Source organism: Chryseobacterium sp. AC405b (assembly GCF_979258685.1).
In genome coordinates this window covers 2,435,663-2,452,031 of sequence record NZ_OZ409877.1, presented here as the reverse complement: position 1 = coordinate 2,452,031, position 16,369 = coordinate 2,435,663, and the positions used below count along the sequence as shown (strand labels likewise).

The 16,369-nt window shown below is 34.5% G+C and carries 13 protein-coding genes; 6 read left to right on the top strand and 7 right to left on the bottom strand.

Going from position 1 to position 16,369, the window contains the following annotated elements; all coding sequences use genetic code 11:
- Window positions 1-8: 8 nt before the first annotated feature.
- The 4 genes from ACZZZA_RS11700 to ACZZZA_RS11685 all read right to left on the bottom strand — a co-directional run bounded on the left by ACZZZA_RS11700 (window position 9) and on the right by ACZZZA_RS11685 (window position 5,391).
- On the bottom strand, window positions 9-1,202 hold the full coding sequence (locus ACZZZA_RS11700) for a hypothetical protein (RefSeq protein WP_463431936.1): 1,194 nt from the start codon (window positions 1,200-1,202) through the stop codon (window positions 9-11).
- A 3-nt stretch (window positions 1,203-1,205) separates the two neighbouring features.
- Window positions 1,206-2,564, bottom strand: coding sequence for an oxygen-independent coproporphyrinogen III oxidase (gene hemN / locus ACZZZA_RS11695; RefSeq protein ID WP_463431935.1), 1,359 nt, complete (start codon window positions 2,562-2,564; stop codon window positions 1,206-1,208).
- A gap of 100 nt (window positions 2,565-2,664) precedes the next feature.
- A complete protein-coding gene (locus ACZZZA_RS11690) occupies window positions 2,665-3,699 on the bottom strand; it encodes a WD40/YVTN/BNR-like repeat-containing protein (protein ID WP_463431934.1) in 1,035 nt (344 codons plus the stop codon).
- Window positions 3,700-3,747: 48 nt separating this feature from the next.
- Entirely contained in the window at window positions 3,748-5,391 is a 1,644-nt protein-coding gene (locus ACZZZA_RS11685; RefSeq protein WP_463431933.1) for an APC family permease, read from the bottom strand.
- A 165-nt stretch (window positions 5,392-5,556) separates the two neighbouring features.
- Here ACZZZA_RS11685 and pnuC point away from each other — a divergent pair, with 165 nt between their 5' ends.
- From pnuC to ACZZZA_RS11660, 5 genes are all read left to right on the top strand, one after another.
- Entirely contained in the window at window positions 5,557-6,234 is a 678-nt protein-coding gene (pnuC, locus tag ACZZZA_RS11680; RefSeq protein WP_463433768.1) for a nicotinamide riboside transporter PnuC, read from the top strand.
- A gap of 55 nt (window positions 6,235-6,289) precedes the next feature.
- Window positions 6,290-6,841, top strand: coding sequence for a hypothetical protein (locus ACZZZA_RS11675; RefSeq protein WP_463431932.1), 552 nt, complete (start codon window positions 6,290-6,292; stop codon window positions 6,839-6,841).
- Window positions 6,842-6,936: 95 nt separating this feature from the next.
- Complete coding sequence (dapF, locus tag ACZZZA_RS11670) at window positions 6,937-7,704, top strand: diaminopimelate epimerase (RefSeq protein WP_463431931.1); 768 nt, start codon at window positions 6,937-6,939, stop codon at window positions 7,702-7,704.
- A gap of 33 nt (window positions 7,705-7,737) precedes the next feature.
- On the top strand, window positions 7,738-8,763 hold the full coding sequence (gene mltG, locus ACZZZA_RS11665; protein ID WP_463431930.1) for an endolytic transglycosylase MltG: 1,026 nt from the start codon (window positions 7,738-7,740) through the stop codon (window positions 8,761-8,763).
- A 166-nt stretch (window positions 8,764-8,929) separates the two neighbouring features.
- Window positions 8,930-11,434, top strand: a complete 2,505-nt coding sequence (locus tag ACZZZA_RS11660; protein WP_463431929.1) for a TonB-dependent receptor domain-containing protein — start codon at window positions 8,930-8,932, stop codon at window positions 11,432-11,434.
- A gap of 54 nt (window positions 11,435-11,488) precedes the next feature.
- On the opposite strand, the gene ACZZZA_RS11655 is transcribed toward ACZZZA_RS11660, so the two are convergent.
- The 3 genes from ACZZZA_RS11655 to ACZZZA_RS11645 form a co-directional block, all read right to left on the bottom strand.
- Window positions 11,489-11,923 (bottom strand): adenylyltransferase/cytidyltransferase family protein, encoded by a 435-nt coding sequence (locus ACZZZA_RS11655; protein WP_463431928.1) that lies wholly within the window; start codon window positions 11,921-11,923, stop codon window positions 11,489-11,491.
- A 26-nt stretch (window positions 11,924-11,949) separates the two neighbouring features.
- Window positions 11,950-12,972 carry a UDP-glucose 4-epimerase GalE gene (galE, locus tag ACZZZA_RS11650; protein ID WP_463431927.1) on the bottom strand — a complete coding sequence of 341 codons (1,023 nt, stop codon included), beginning with the start codon at window positions 12,970-12,972 and terminating at the stop codon, window positions 11,950-11,952.
- 486 nt (window positions 12,973-13,458) lie between these two features.
- On the bottom strand, window positions 13,459-14,583 hold the full coding sequence (locus ACZZZA_RS11645; RefSeq protein WP_463431926.1) for a DegT/DnrJ/EryC1/StrS family aminotransferase: 1,125 nt from the start codon (window positions 14,581-14,583) through the stop codon (window positions 13,459-13,461).
- Between the two features lie 170 nt (window positions 14,584-14,753).
- Here ACZZZA_RS11645 and ACZZZA_RS11640 point away from each other — a divergent pair, with 170 nt between their 5' ends.
- Window positions 14,754-16,355, top strand: a complete 1,602-nt coding sequence (locus ACZZZA_RS11640; RefSeq protein WP_463431924.1) for a S8 family peptidase — start codon at window positions 14,754-14,756, stop codon at window positions 16,353-16,355.
- Window positions 16,356-16,369 lie beyond the last annotated feature (14 nt).

Below are 16,369 nucleotides of genomic sequence, written 5' to 3'. Positions count from 1 at the left end.
GTAAATATTCAGTTATCGAGCCTCAAATTCTTCTTGGGGCTTTTTGTATATAACAAAACCAAAATGATAAATGGAATGAGAATACCTATTCGTTCAATCAGTGAAAATCTTTCAATTTCATGATCAAACAGCGGATTTGGGAAAATAGTGATTAAAATGAAAGACAATATAAAAAGTATCATGTAAACATTAAATAATCTTTCTTTAGAAATTTCATTCTGATATTCAGAACTTAAAACCCAAAACCCAAGAAACAGAATCATAAAAGGAAATGCCCAGATTCTATAGGTATCCCACGCAATTGAATGCAGAAGCAACGGAATTAAAGTACAAATTCCCAACAAAACCAAGATGAATAACTTAATCTTGCGAAATTTTTCATATGCTAAAAACATCATAATGAGAATAGGAATTCCGTATAAAACAGAACATTTGGAAACAAAAATTCTTTGAAAAAAATGAGGACTTTCTTCTTTAAGGTAATACGTAAATTCATTGGTATATGCATACGAAACAGACTGGGCAACTTCTGTACTGATAAATTTAATATTCTTTAAATAAGTGAAAATTGTCTGAAAAGATGCGGCATCATTTTTTTCCTGATAAAAAATAATAGAAAGTGTTGAAATTAAAGGCAATAACAGTAAAATCACAATCTTTTCTGTCAATCTTTTTTTGTTTTCAAATTCTACAACCACTAAAGTAAAAAAACAAATAGGAATCGTGATGAAAAAAGCGATTTCATGGATGAATAAAGCAATCGTGATGATAATTGATGACAGAAAAAAAAATCTCTTTCTGATACAATAAATGGTCAAAAAAGTCATCAAAAAAATAAGATGATCTAAATAACCAATAAGATGTGCAGAAAAAACCACATACTGTGATAGAAAAAAAAGCACATAAAACATGAAATCTATTGTGAGCCGGGCTTTAAAAAAATCAGTATTCTTTATAGCAATAACGAACATGACAAAATAAAGACAAAGCAATATAACAGCCGATAAAACCAGAATACTGAATTCATTTTTATCAAAAAAGAATCCGAATATTTCACCTGCAAGACCTCTTTTGATAAACCCGAAACGGTAATCGAGCATCCAGTGTGCTTCTGACCACTCATTCGGAAGTCTAATTGTTTTTAAAACACTGAAAATAAGTGCATACAAATAGATGAGAATGAGAAGAAGCCTGCGTTTCATAATCTATATTGTCATAGAAAAAATTCTGGTCTCCGGTTTATTCCTCATCATTCTGAGATCAAAAACCATTGCTACATTTCTGGTAAAAGCCCTGCCTTTTTCGGTGATCTTTATCTCATTGCCATTGATTTCAACTAAATCATCTTTTTCCATTTCCTTCAGCATTTCGAAAGCATTTTCCAGTTCAGGAAAGGAATTATTGACATCAAAAGTAGTTTCAAGCTGACACATTAAATTCAGAATATGTCTTCTTACAATCAGATCTTCCTCATTCAGAATATGACCTTTCACCACAGGAATAACGCCCTCTTCCACGGTTATCTGATATTCTTCCACGGTTTTTACATTCTGGGCAAAAGCATACCATGAATCTGAAATCGCAGACATGCCTAAACCTACCATCAATTGTGTATTGCTTGAGGTATATCCCATAAAATTCCGGTGAAGTTTTTTCTGAATTAAAGATTGATAAAGGTCATCATGTTCCAGAGAAAAGTGATCCATCCCGACTTCGATATAGCCCAGTTTTTCTAAAAGTGTTTTACCGTCTTCGTACAGGCGGCGTTTTTCTTCACCACTCGGCAGATCATTTTCATCAAAACCTCTTTGCCCAACACCTTTTATCCACGGTACATGAGCGTAAGAATAGAATGCCAGACGATCCGGTTTCAGTTCCATCGTTTTTCTGATGGTATGTTCCATTGCTTCCCAGCTTTGATGCGGAAGCCCGAAAACCAAATCATGACTGATACCTGTATATCCTATTTCCCTTGCAATTTCGGTAACTTCTTTTACTTTTTCGAAGGGCTGAATTCTGTTGATGGCTTTCTGCACTTTGGGGTCATAATCCTGAACTCCAAAACTTGCTCTCCTGAATCCCAGATCATACAAAGTCTGTAAATGTTCCCGGATCGTATTATTGGGATGTCCTTCAAAAGAAAATTCAGGATGATCGGCAATTTCAACAGTAGAGAAAATACCTTCCAGTAAAGTTTTTAAATTCTGCGGAGAGAAAAAAGTGGGTGTTCCGCCTCCCAGATGAAGTTCTTTTAATTTTGGCTTTTCATTAAAAAGCTGAAGATAAAGATTCCATTCTTTCAACACACTTTCCAGATAAGGTATTTCTACGCTGTGCTGTTTCGTGATTCGTTTGTGACAAGCGCAAAATGTACATAATGCCTCACAAAAAGGCAAATGAATATAGATTGATATTCCTTCTTTCGAATTGGTTTCTTTGAAAGATCTTACGACTGTCTCCTTCCATTTTTCAGGCGAAAAAGTGCTTTCGTCCCAATATGGAACGGTAGGATAAGATGTATAACGAGGTCCCGGAATATTGTATTTATCAATTAAAGAGTTCATTCAGAAAATTTAAATAAGATTAAATCCTTGAAGGATTTTGAACTGCAAAATTAACCATTACAGTTGACTTTTTCCTTATGAATTATGTTAGGTATTATTTTTATAATGAATCTAAATACGACGGTTTGAAATTCATTTTTATAATCCGGTCTTTTCCTGCAAAAACTACTGTATTTCTGTCTATCCATTCACAGACATAAAGACCTTTTTCATCAGAGATTTTTCGCCATGTTTTCCCGAAATCTGAGGAATAACTGATGTGCTGATCTCCAACTGCGATCATCTCTTTTCCTTTTGATCCCATTCTTATTTTAACACAGGTCGTATATCCTGCATTTTTTCCTGATGCCTGAATTTGCCAGGTTTCTCCGCCATCATTAGTTGTTGCGATATTGTTGATGTTCGCATCCTGTTTTGTATAATCTCCGCCTACTGCAATGCCGAATTTATTATCTGAGAAATCAATTGAATAAATTCCTTGTGATGATATCCCCTGGACGAAAGGAGTATTAAAAGCTTCTAATTTGTCATTTTTTAGATTTAGTCTCAAAATCCTTGAAGAATTTCCTCCGGTTCCGATCCAAAGATAACTTTGTCCTCCTGAAATATTGGTATTACTTGCTGCAAAAGCTGCCTCACCCACATTCAATTTTAAATGTGAAAAGTTTTTAGTTTCGAATTTTCCTTTGTTCAAACTGAATTGCACTAGTTTTAGTTTCAAATCTGTGGAAGGATCTGAAAAAGCATACAATTTATTTTTATTAAAATATAGGGCATCATAAAAAGCAGTTTTTGCTGTATCCTTATAAACTACGTTATATTTCAGGCTCTTTTTATCAATTTTGAAAAACTGCGCCGGACTTTCAATATTGATTGCGAAAAATGAATTTTTATCCTGCGCTAAAGTTCTGAACTGCAAATTCTTTTCAGAGAGCTTTATTTGCTTCTGATTTTGAGGATTTTTAAAATCTACATATCCGAATTTAGAATCTGTTCCGCTATACCAGACTTTGCCATCCCAGATTTCAATCGCTCTGATGCTTATTTTATCTTTCAGCAATGTTTCAAAACTTACATTTTGGGCAAAGAGAAAAGTTCCTAAGAATAGAAGTAACAATGGAAATGTTTTTTTCATAGTATCAAATTTAATCAAAAAAAATTCCGCATGAAGCGGAATTTAAATTTATTCTTTATTGTCGATATTAATGTCAACGTCTTCCAAAGGTTGTTGTTCAGCCTTGAAAGTTTCTCCGTAACCGCCATTTTGCAGTTTAGAATTTCTCTTGCTGTAAAGGAAGTAGATGATAAACCCAATAACTAACCATCCGAAAGAGTACATTTGTGCTTCTTTGCTTAAATTAAAAATAAGATAGATGTTGATTGTGATTCCTAAACAAGCAATTAATGGCAATGCAGGAACTCTGAAGCTTCTTACCAAGTTAGGTTCTTTCACTCTTAAAACCCAAACCGCCACACAAACCATGGTGAAAGCGAATAAAGTTCCAAAACTTGTCATGTGAGCCAACTCATTGATTGGAGTAAGCGATGCAACGATTGCAATCACTGTACCCAGGATCATCAGATTTTTTCTAGGAACACCCGTTGCAACATTTACTTTTGAAAATGTAGCAGGAATAAGACCATCTTTAGACATTCCCAGAAAAATTCTGGACTGTCCCATGATCATTACCATCAAAACAGAAATTAAACCTACCGTAGCAGCAATCGTAATGATATAACCTGCCCAAGCCTGACCTGCGATATCAAATGCGTAAGCAACAGGAGCTTTAATAGCATCAGGATATTTTCCTAAAGGATTAAAATCAGTATAATGCATCATACCTGTAAGAACAAGCGATACCAGAATATATAAAATTGTACAGATAACCAAAGAAGTGATAATGGCAAAAGGCACATCTTTTTTAGGGTTGATCGCCTCACCTGCTTGCGTAGATACTGCATCAAAACCTACATAAGCAAAGAAAATAGCAGATGCACCGGCAACAATACCACCATAGCCATAAGCCTTGTGGGAGACTCCGTTTTCTGTAATCGTTGTAGCATCAGGGATAAAAGGAGTCCAGTTTGCTGTATCGATAAAGAATAGTCCGGCAATAATTACAAAAATAATGGCAGAAACCTTTAAGATTACAATAAAGTTATTTGCTTTAGCAGCACCTTTTGTTCCTCTTAGCAAAATCCAGATAACAAATAAAACGATTACTAATGCAGGAAGATTAAGGAAAAGTTTGAAATCAAATAATTCCGGAGCAGCATTGAAGTTAGTGATCGTTTCTTGAAAACCCAATAATTTATCTGCAGGAAGTTTTCCTTCTGCGAGCTGTTTTGTAGCTTCTCCGAAGGCTTTATGAGCAGTTCCCGGATCTGTAGTCATCCAATACGGTAAGTGCAGACCAAACATCTTGAGTAGTTTTGCAAAATATCCCGACCAGGAAACGGCGACCGTCATGGATCCCATTGCGTACTCTAAAATCAAACCCCAACCGATGATCCATGCGAAAATCTCTCCTACCGTACCATAAGCATACGCATAAGCAGAACCTTCTACAGGTAATATTGAGGCAAACTCTGCATAGCATAACGCTGCAAATACACAGGCAATCCCAGCAATTACAAAAGATAGTGCCAAAGCAGGTCCTGCGTTATAATACGCACCGGTACCTGTCAAAACAAAAATTCCTCCTCCGATAATAGCTCCGATTCCGATGGCAGTAAGGCTCCATTTTCCCAAAACACGTTTGAGCTCGCTCTTCTGTATATCGGCTTCATAAGCACTCATTGGCTTTTTAGCCCAAATTTTAGACATAGTTTTTAATTTAATTAAAGATTTACGAAAATATAAAAATTTTAATGATATTAACATTTATTAATAAAATTTCATGATTTAATTTGAATAAAAAAATATAAAAAACTGATTTTCACTTGTATTAAACATTTAATGAGCATTAATTTTTTGTTTATTTTTGGTGATATGAATTTGTACAATCTCTTTCTTAAACCCTATGAAACCTATACAAGTCTTCAGATCTTTCTTGAAGCAGCAGGAACTTTTTTCGGAATTTTAAGTGTTTATTTTTCAGTGAAAAAAAATATCTGGGTTTATCCTACCGGGATTATTTCTACGATCATTTATGTTTACATTCTTTTTAATTTCGGACTTCTGGGAGATTGCATGATTAATGTTTATTACACCTCAATGAGTGTTTACGGATGGGTGTTGTGGTCGAAGAATTCTGAAGATCAAATTCATGTGGAAGTTTCCTGGGCTTCAAAAAAAGAATGGATTTTTGCGGGCTTCCTTTTTATTCTGAGTATCATTGCTGTTACTGTTTTATATTATTATAAACCTTACATCGATAATAAATTCTCTTTCGACGATGTTCATTTAGGTTTATATCATCTTGACTGGGCAAATTGGCTGGATGTAATTACTACTTCCATATTTTTGGTCGGAATGTGGTTAATGGCTAAACAACGTATTGACAGCTGGATTTTCTGGATTATCGGAGATATAATTTGCATACCTATGTTAATTTATAAAGAACTCGGGATCACTTCGGTTCAATATTTGGTATTTACAGTTATGGCAGTGATAGGTTACCTCAACTGGAAAAAAAGCTTTAATGAAAAAAATACAGTAAGTTCATAAATCTTTTTTACAAAAAATAAAGACTGTCGAATTCAAAACAATAAAAACCTGGAATATGAAAAATTTAATAAAAATAACAATTGCTTTAGTGACTACATTTGGTCTCTCTTCTTGCATGTCATACAACAATGGCTATGCTCAAGACTACGGAGATCCGTATTACGATAATGGAAACTATTATGCCCCACAAGGTTATTATAACACTGGTGGATATTATGGTAATGATGGATATTATTACAGAAACGACATGAGATACAACTATGACAATGGTGTACCTTACTATTATGGAAATAACAGAACAAAAGTTTATATAGAAAAAAGAAGCTCGTCTCAAAGACCTGCAAGCGGTTTCAGAGATACACCGACTAATAACGGTAATTACACAAATCCCAGAACCAATAGCAATACTAATCCCAGATCAAACAACGGATTCAGAAATCAAGGTACTTCTAATAGCGGACAAAGACCACAACAACAAAGTACACCAAGATCAAACAGTAACGGTGGTTTCAGAAATACAACTCCGAGTACCCAAAATACTCCGCCTGCAACACCTCAGAGAAACGACCAGAATAACTCTACAAGATCAGGTGGAGGATTCAGATAATAATTATTCTAAATAACAAAACGAACAGCACCAGCTGTTCGTTTTTCCGTTTTAAATACAGTAATTTTGCATGTCAGTTTTTAGACAAATAAAATATGGAATTTTATAAATATCAGGGAACAGGAAACGACTTTGTAATGATCGATAACAGAGATCTGCAGTTTCCTAAAAACAAAAAAATCATTGAAAAATTATGCGACAGACGTTTCGGGATCGGAGCTGACGGACTTATTTTATTGGAAAACGATGAACAATATGACTTCAAAATGGTCTACTATAATTCTGACGGCGGAGAAAGCACCATGTGCGGAAACGGCGGAAGATGTTTGGTAGCATTTGCTTTCTTTCTTGATATTTTTGAAAATAAATGCACGTTCATTGCCACTGACGGTGAACATGAAGCTGAAATTCATAACGGAATTGTGAAGCTGAAAATGATAGATGTTGAAAACATCAGTAATGACGGAAATGATTCGGTTTTGAATACGGGTTCACCACATTATGTAAAATATGTAGAAGATATTGCCAATTTTAATGTCTTTGCAGAAGGAAACAGCATTAGAAATTCTGAAAACTATCAGGAAAAAGGTATTAACGTCAATTTTGTTGAAAATATTTCTAATGATGAGATTTTTGTAAGAACCTATGAACGAGGTGTTGAGGACGAAACTTTCAGTTGCGGAACAGGAGTTACCGCTTCTGCTTTAACTTTTCTTCAAAAAAACAATCTAACTTCTATAAAAGTTAAAACCTTGGGTGGAGATCTTAAAGTGTATGCTGATAAAAATGGAAATTCTTTCCGTAATATTTGGCTGGAAGGTCCCGCAAAACAAGTTTTCAGAGGTAAGATTGATCTGCTTTAAAAAAAACTTAAACTTTTAACCTACTTATCTATAATGAAAAAAGTCATTCTCATTATCATCCTCTTTGTTCTTGCTTTGGCAGGATTTTTTGGTTTTAAATTTTATAAAAAATATTACGCAAACAACATTCAGAAAAACGGATTTGTTTTGATTCCTCACGGAGCAAATTTTAACCAGATTTTAGATTCTATTACTCCATATATTAATAATAAAGAATCTTTTGTTGAAGTGGCAAAAGATAAAAATATGGATCAGTATTTTAAACCGGGGCGTTACCGTTTTGAGAAAGGGGCAAGCAACACTGCTCTTGTCAATATGATCAAAGCAGGAAATCAGACAGAAAATTCTTTCAGAATCGGGGACTTCGGAGATGTTTACCAGATGGTTGGTAAAGTTTCTAAAAAAACTGAACTTGATTCTTTAAGATTTGTAAATGATTTAAATAAAATTGCTTCAGAAAAAGGCTACAATAATGCTGAAGATCTTAAAAAATATTTTTTCATCGATACCTATAATTTTTTCTGGACGGTAACCCCAAAAGAATTTTTCAAAAAATTTGAAGATCAATACAATGAATTCTGGACCGCCGACAGAAAAGCAAAAGAACAGAAATCAGGCTTATCAAGAGAGCAGGTTTATTCTTTAGCTGCAATTGTTTATAAAGAATCCGGAGGAAAGCCCGATGAAATGAAAACTATTGCAGGATTATATTTAAACCGTTTCAGAAAAGGAATGAAGCTCCAGTCTGATCCTACGGTAATATATGCAATTAACAAGCAAACCAACTTTAAAGAACCCATCAAGAGAGTTTTTTACAAGCATCTGAAAACTCCGTCGCCGTACAACACATACGCTAATGCAGGAATTCCGCCGGGGCCTATCTGTGTGGTTGATAAAATTTCTGTGGATGCAGTTTTGGATGCAGAAAAAAACTCATATATTTTTATGTGTGCAGACCCAGCAAGAATGGGTTACCACAAATTTACAGCAAGTGCAGAAGAGCATGTAATCAACGCTAAAGCGTATCAGGATTGGCTGAACTCAAAAAATATCAAATAATATAAATATTTAACTAAAATTTAACAATTTAATAATTAACAAAACGTAGATAAAGGCGACTTATTTATTAAATAATAATAAACTATCATGAAAATACAGAAATTATACATTTAATAATTTCATAATTATAAATGTATTTTTCATGATTTCATCTAAAGAATATCTTATGAATCAGACGGAAATTATCAGCATTTTTACAAAGAAAACTCTAGGACTTACCTTTGTATTATCTGCAGCAGTTTTTGCTTTCGGGCAGGAAAAAGTGGGCGTAACCGGAACCATTGTAGACAAGAGTAATCAACCTGTACCTTACGCTTCGGTTACTTTCGGCCATAAACAGAATAAACTCTTCAGTGATGCTACACTGACTGATGAAAAAGGACAGTACACCCTAGAATTGACTCCCGGAAATTATGATATTTCAGTCGAAGCAATCGATTACAAAAAAACTGTTACCAACAAACAGATTTCGGCAGCAGGAAATATTGGTGCATTATCAATAGAACCTGAAGGATCTGCAACTAATGGCAAAACTCAGGAAATCCAGGGAGTGACGATAACTGTTGCAACAAAACCTTATAAAGTAGAGCTGGATAAAAGAACCTACGATCCGTCACAAGATATTGTAAGTAAAGGGGGAAATCTTCAGGACGTGCTTTCAAATGTACCTTCAGTTTCTGTAGATACAGACGGTACGGTTTCTATGAGAGGAAGCTCAAACGTTCGTTTTTTAATTAATGGAAAACCTTCTGCTCTTCTGGGAATTGACGATGGGGCAAATGCTTTACAGAGTATTCCTGCAGATCAGATTGAAAGAATTGAAGTGATTACCAACCCTTCTTCAAAATTTGAAGCAAGCGGGACAGCGGGTATTTTAAATATTATTTTGAAGAAATCTAAAAAAACAGGTTTTAACGGAAGTATTATCGGAACTTTGGGATATCTGCCTCAAACTAACTTAAACACCAATTTAAGCTGGAGAAAAGGAAACTTAACTTGGTTCCTGAATGGCGGTGGAGGATACCGTGAATCCAAGAATACAAACAGAAATAACGCAAGATTCTTTAATGCCGTTTTAGACAATGACAGAAGTTCGACCGATCAGGAGTCTATAACAGATAACAACAACAATAATTATAATGCTTCTACAGGTATCGTATATGATATTTCTGATAAAACATCAGTTAATGCATCAGCTACTGTAAGAACTTTTGAAAGTGAAAACATAGGCACAATTACTTATGATTACCGTTTCTTAAAAGATCCGAATTCTTTCATGAAGAGGGTAAATACAGGATCTAACGATAATCTTGCTTTCCAGGGTGATTTTGGTATTGATCATAAATTTGATGATAAAGGGCAAAACCTATCGTTATCTGCAAGCTTGCAAAGCAACAGATCATACAATGATACTTTTGTAGACCAAACTGAAAATAATGTTTTTGAATTGCAGAATTCAATCAATCAGAATACAAAAAACAAAACATTAGTAGGTAAAGCTGACTATGAGCTTCCGATTGGTGAAAATTCTAAAATAGAAGCGGGTTACAGATTAGATATCAATCAAAATATTTACGACAATGATGTTTTAGAAAGATATTCTACAAATTCTGATTTTCATTTTTTGAATGTTTACACGTATAATGCCTATTACAGAGAAATTTTCAATGCAGGATATGTTCAGTTCAGAAGTAAAATCGGTAAATTAGGATATCAATTAGGATTGAGAAATGAGAATTCTCAAATTGATATTAAATATTCAAACCTAGATTATTACACACAAGATATTAATAGCAAAAAGACTTACAATAATTTATTCCCATCGGTATTCTTAAGCTACGAGATCGCAAAAGACAATCAGTTTTTAGTGAATTACTCCAGAAGAATCGACAGACCGAGATCTTTCTTTTTGATTCCAAACCCGAGTTATACAGATAATCAGAATATCTTTGAAGGAAACATTGATTTAAATCCATCTTATGTAGATTCTTACGAATTTGGTTACAGTATTTCCAAAGGTAAATTTACGATCAACCCTACCCTTTATTACAGACATTCTACTGATGATGTAAAAATGCTGGTATATTCTGATAATGGAATTTTTAAAACCAAACCTATCAATCTGGGATCAGATGACCGTTATGGTTTAGACTTAAACTTTAACTGGGATGCAACAAAATGGTTGAAATTCTTAGGAAACGTCGATCTATTTGGATATAAAACAACAGGTATTTTCTCTGATCCTTCTGTTGTGAGTACCCCTTTATCTTTTGAAGGAACAGGTTTTTCTACCAGAGCAAGACTGACGTCGACATTTAAGATTGACAAAACATTCAGTTTCCAGCTGCAGGGCTTCTACAGAGGTGCTCAGAAAACAGAAAACCAAACCAGAGACGATATGTATGCTTTGAATTTTGGAGCTTCAAAAACAATTTGGGATGGCAACGGAACAGTGAGTTTCAACATTCAGGATATCTTCAATACGCGTGCTATGAGAAGCACCACCAATACTGCTGAATTTAGCAGAGAATCTTATATGCAATGGCAACCGAGACAGTTTGCGGTTTCTTTGACCTACAGATTTAAACAAGGTGAAAAAATAGAGCAGCCGAAGAGAAAGAAAGATGTAAATGCTAATGCTACAGGAGACGATCAACAGGGTCCGATGTAGAGTATAAACTTTAGAAACATAAAAAATCCCGAAAATAACTTTTCGGGATTTTTTTTATTTCAGTTTTGCCATTTCGGCTTCATAAATTCTTTTCCTTAAATCGCTGGATGAAAAGCGGTGATCTCTTTTGTTATAAAAAATTTCGATCCCTTTTTCCTCGCAGTATTTCTTTCCTGTGAAATCTCTGTCCATATAATCATCACCGATGATTCTGACGTCAATCACGAAGGATTTTAAAATATCTTCAAGATCTTCTTCTGTATAGTAAGGAATTATTTCGTCAACTGCGTTCACCGCTTTTAGCTGAATATAGCGCTCAACAATGGTTTGAGTCGGCTTATTTTTATTCGGTCGGTCATGAGAAGGGTCAATTTGCAGTCCTACAATCAGATAGTCACAAACGGTTTTGGCTTCTTCCAACATTTTGATGTGACCTGCATGTAATAAATCAAATGAGGAAAATGTAATGCCTATTTTATCTGTCTTCATATATAATATAGTTGATTTGTTTAAAATTAACTTGTTCTGGATTCTAAATACTTCTGCCAATCCCATACCGTTTTTAATGCTTCCTCTAAAGAAGTTTCAGATTTCCAGTTCAATTCTTTCTCTGCTTTATCTGCATTAGCATAAGCAATGGTAATATCGCCTTCTCTCCGATCACAAATCTGATAAGGTACAGCAACATTATTAGCAGATTCAAAAGCGTTAACCACTTCCAAAACTGATAATCCTTTTCCGGTTCCCAAATTGTAAACATCAATAACAGTTTCGCCTGAATTTTTATTGATTAAACTTTTCAGGGCTGCAACGTGAGCTTTTGCCAAATCTACAACATAGATATAATCACGAACTGCAGTACCGTCTTCTGTAGGGTAATCATTTCCCCAAATACTCAGTTTTTCACGAATTCCGGCTGCTGTCTGCATCACATAAGGCACAAGATTATTCGGAACTCCGATGGGTAATTCGCCTAACAATGATGACGGATGAGCTCCTATGGGATTAAAATATCTTAAAAGACATATTTTACTTTTATAAGCCTGAGCAAAATCTTTTAGAATTTCTTCACCCATCTGTTTAGTCTTACCGTAAACGCTTTCAGGCATTTTCAACGGAGTATTTTCATCAATTGGCATTGTGTCTGCTTGTCCGTAAACAGTACAGGACGAACTGAAAATAAAGTTCGAGATTTTTCTTGCTTTAAATTCCTGCAGAATATTGATTAATGAAAACAAATTATTTTCATAATAATCAACCGGTTTTTCCTGGCTTTCACCAACTGCTTTAAATGCAGCAAAATTGATACAGCCTTCAATATTGTGCGCATCAAAAACCTGATGCAAAAGTTCTTTTCTTTTTAAATCAAAAGGATAAAACAGAGGTCTTTTCCCTGTAATTTCCTCGATATTATTTAAAATAAATTTTTCCGAATTGGATAAGTCATCTACAATAACTACTTCATAGTTGTTGTTGATCAGTTCAACCACAGTGTGAGAACCGATGTATCCTAGTCCGCCTGTTACAAGTATTGCCATGTTTTTTATAAGTAATGTGTGATTGGTAATGTATATTTTACTATTGTTTTCCTATTTGGTCGATTTCTAAACCATTAGAAATATTTTTAAACTTATATTTTTGAACTATAAAAAAAACTGACCCAAAGAATAATAAATACATGACGGAAGAAATTATATAATCCATCGGATCGACTCCTTTAGTGAAATTTTCATTGTTACCGAGAGCTTCAATTATCGTTTTTAAAAACATTATAAAAATTAAAATCAAAAAGATTGAATATAATAATACCGATATTCTATGCTTCATTATTAAAAAAATCATTATGAAAACTGAATATAATGCTGTTAAAAATATTAAGCTGATTGAAAATAGATCTTTGGTTTCGAATGTCGAATTTAGAAATATCGAATAAGAATAATTTAAATATAAAATCATGACCATGAGATTTACAACTATTGCAAACCAATACACCCATTTATATCTGAAAACTTTCCTTTTCATCTTTATCCCATAAACTCTAACACCGCATCTGTAATGTACTTCAACTGCTCTTCATCTAATTCTGTATGCATCGGAAGTGAAATTACCTGATCCAAAAGTTTGTCTGTGTTTACAAAATCTGCATCGTTACTTTCCTGATAATATGCTTTTTGTTTTCTTAAAGCTACGGGATAATAGATCATTGCAGGAACTTCTTTTTCAGTTAAGAATTTTTGCAATTCATTACGTTTTCCGTTCAGGATTCTTAAAGTATACTGATGAAAAACATGGGTTGAATATTCTGCTCTTTTCGGAGTTAAAATATTTGCGTTTCCGGCAAAAGCTTCGTCATAATAATCTGCTGCTTTTCTTCTTGCGTCATTATAAGAATCCAAATTTGGAAGTTTTTTTCTTAAAATAGCTGCCTGAATACTGTCTAGTCTTGAATTTACCCCCACTTCATCGTGATAATATCTTTCGTACATTCCGTGGTTGACGATTCCTCTTAAACGGTGAGCTAAAGCATCGTTGTTGGTAAAAATCGCTCCACCATCACCGTAACAACCTAAATTTTTAGACGGAAAAAAAGACGTCGTCCCAACCGTAGACATGGTTCCGGCATAACTGACTTTGCCATCTGAAAATGTAAACTGAGAACCAATTGCCTGGGCATTGTCTTCGATAACAAATAGATTATGTTCTTCAGCAATCTTTAAAATCTCTTCCATATTCGCACATTGTCCGAAAATATGAACAGGGATAATCGCTTTTGTTTTTGGAGTAATTGCTTTTCTGATCTGATCTGTAGAAATCGTAAATGTATCATAATCCACATCTACCAAAACAGATTTCAATTTAAGCAAATGAATAACTTCTACGGTTGCTGCAAAAGTGAAATCAGCTGTGATCACCTCATCACCTTCCTGCAGATCTAGACCCATCAAAGCGATTTGCAAAGCATCTGTTCCGTTTGCACAAGGAATCACGTGCTTTACATCAAGATAGGTTTCCATTTCATTCTGGAAAGATTTTACTTCAGGACCATTGATGAAAGCTGCAGAATCCAACACATTAAGAACCGCATTATCTACATCATTTTTTATTTTGTAATACTGACTTTGCAAGTCAACCATCTGTATTTTTTTCATACGTAGTTATTTATTATTTCTATGTTATTGAGATCGCTTCAGTTTTTAATGATAATTAAACTGATTCAGTGTCGCAATTTCACAGACAAATATTTCCGTAAAAATAAGGAATTTAAAATCCTACCGAAAATTTTATTGAATTTTGTTTTATCTTTATACAAAATAAAGAGATGAAAAAACTTTTACTATTTTGTTTTTTAATAGGTTACAGCTTAAGTTCAGCACAGAGCGAACTGGTTTTTATCTATTTTAATGACAAGCCCAATAAAGCCGCATTCTATGCCAATCCGTTATCAGAATTAACACAGAAAGCACTCAACAGAAGAACCGCATTAGGAATTCCTCTGAACGATCAGGATGCCCCCATCGAACAGGCATTTATACAAAACATTCAGAATTTAGGATTAACTGTTACCGATTATTCGAAATGGCTGAACGGAGTTGCCGTAATGGCCAACCAGACTCAGGTTAATTTGATAAAGGCACAGCCATTCGTACAGTCTGTAGAAAGTTTCGCTAAAAATTCTTCTTTAGTTTTAAAGACCCAAAAATTTAATAAATGGGAAAGTTTTGAACAAAGCCAAAAGATTTTAACAACATTTGATTACGGTTCTGGTTCTGCACAAATTGACCAAATTAACTTAAGACCGCTTCATCTTGCCGGTTATACAGGAACAGGCGTGACAATCGCTGTGATTGATACCGGTTTTCCGACTGTCAATACAGGTTCCGCATTTTCAAGATTATGGACGAATAATAAGATTAAAGGCGGTTACGATTTTGTCATGAAGAACACAAATATTTATGAGCCATCCCTGAATAATCATGGCACTGTTGTTTTAGGAGCGATTGGCGGATATATTCAAAACAGTTTTGTTGGTTCTGCTCCGGATGCGGATTTTTATTTGTATCGAAGTGAAAATGCGACGATAGAAATCCCTGAAGAAGAATTGTATTGGATTGAAGCTGCAGAAGAAGCTGACAGAAAAGGTGTGGACGTTATAACTACATCTTTAGGCTACAACATTTTTGACGATCCCAAATACAGTTATACGTATGCTCAAATGAACGGAACGACTTCTTTCATTGCAAGAGCAAGCCAAATTGCCGTAAGCAAAGGAATTTTTGTTTTAATCGCTGCCGGGAACTCAGGAGAAGAATCATGGCATTACATTACTACTCCAGGTGATAACGCACAGGTTTTCACTATTGGTTCTGTAGATTCTGCAGGATTTTCATCAGGGTTTTCATCATACGGACCCAATTCTGCCGGAATTATTAAACCAGATGCAAGTGCAAGAGGAACAGCAGCCGCAACGGTAAATAATAATTCAACAACATCTGTTTCAGGAACTTCCATCGCCACTCCTATTGCTGCAGGCGGAGTTGCATGTTTAATTCAGGCGTTCCCCGCGATGAACAGAAATACGATGAGAATGCAATTAAGACAGACTGCTTCTCTGTTCCCGACTCATACCGATCAAATGGGTTATGGAATTTTAAATTTTGGGAACTTATACAATTCCGTTCTGAATACTTCTGAATTAGTAAAAAGAGAAAAAATTGCCATCTTTCCAAATCCCGTGCACTCTATTTTAAACATTGCTACTGAAGGTGATGTTTCCTCTCTTGAAATTTATGACAATCTTGGAAGGTTTATTTTAAAATCAGATAAAAAATCAATTAATGTTCAGGATTTTGCAAAGGGAACATATTACTTGAAAATTCAGGTTAAGGATAAGGTTTATTATGAGAAATTTTTGAAAGAATAAACGAGATAAAATTA

Excerpts from the sequence above, each read along its gene's own strand:
- pnuC (WP_463433768.1), top strand. The coding sequence starts at position 5,557 with ATGAATTTGTACAATCTCTTTCTTAAACCCTATGAAACCTATACAAGT.
- ACZZZA_RS11685 (WP_463431933.1), bottom strand. The coding sequence starts at position 5,391 with ATGTCTAAAATTTGGGCTAAAAAGCCAATGAGTGCTTATGAAGCCGAT.
- ACZZZA_RS11675 (WP_463431932.1), top strand. The coding sequence starts at position 6,290 with ATGAAAAATTTAATAAAAATAACAATTGCTTTAGTGACTACATTTGGT.
- dapF (WP_463431931.1), top strand. The coding sequence starts at position 6,937 with ATGGAATTTTATAAATATCAGGGAACAGGAAACGACTTTGTAATGATC.
- ACZZZA_RS11660 (WP_463431929.1), top strand. The coding sequence starts at position 8,930 with ATGAATCAGACGGAAATTATCAGCATTTTTACAAAGAAAACTCTAGGA.
- ACZZZA_RS11645 (WP_463431926.1), bottom strand. The coding sequence starts at position 14,583 with ATGAAAAAAATACAGATGGTTGACTTGCAAAGTCAGTATTACAAAATA.
- ACZZZA_RS11655 (WP_463431928.1), bottom strand. The coding sequence starts at position 11,923 with ATGAAGACAGATAAAATAGGCATTACATTTTCCTCATTTGATTTATTA.
- ACZZZA_RS11700 (WP_463431936.1), bottom strand. The coding sequence starts at position 1,202 with ATGAAACGCAGGCTTCTTCTCATTCTCATCTATTTGTATGCACTTATT.
- mltG (WP_463431930.1), top strand. The coding sequence starts at position 7,738 with ATGAAAAAAGTCATTCTCATTATCATCCTCTTTGTTCTTGCTTTGGCA.
- ACZZZA_RS11690 (WP_463431934.1), bottom strand. The coding sequence starts at position 3,699 with ATGAAAAAAACATTTCCATTGTTACTTCTATTCTTAGGAACTTTTCTC.
- ACZZZA_RS11640 (WP_463431924.1), top strand. The coding sequence starts at position 14,754 with ATGAAAAAACTTTTACTATTTTGTTTTTTAATAGGTTACAGCTTAAGT.
- hemN (WP_463431935.1), bottom strand. The coding sequence starts at position 2,564 with ATGAACTCTTTAATTGATAAATACAATATTCCGGGACCTCGTTATACA.
- galE (WP_463431927.1), bottom strand. The coding sequence starts at position 12,972 with ATGGCAATACTTGTAACAGGCGGACTAGGATACATCGGTTCTCACACT.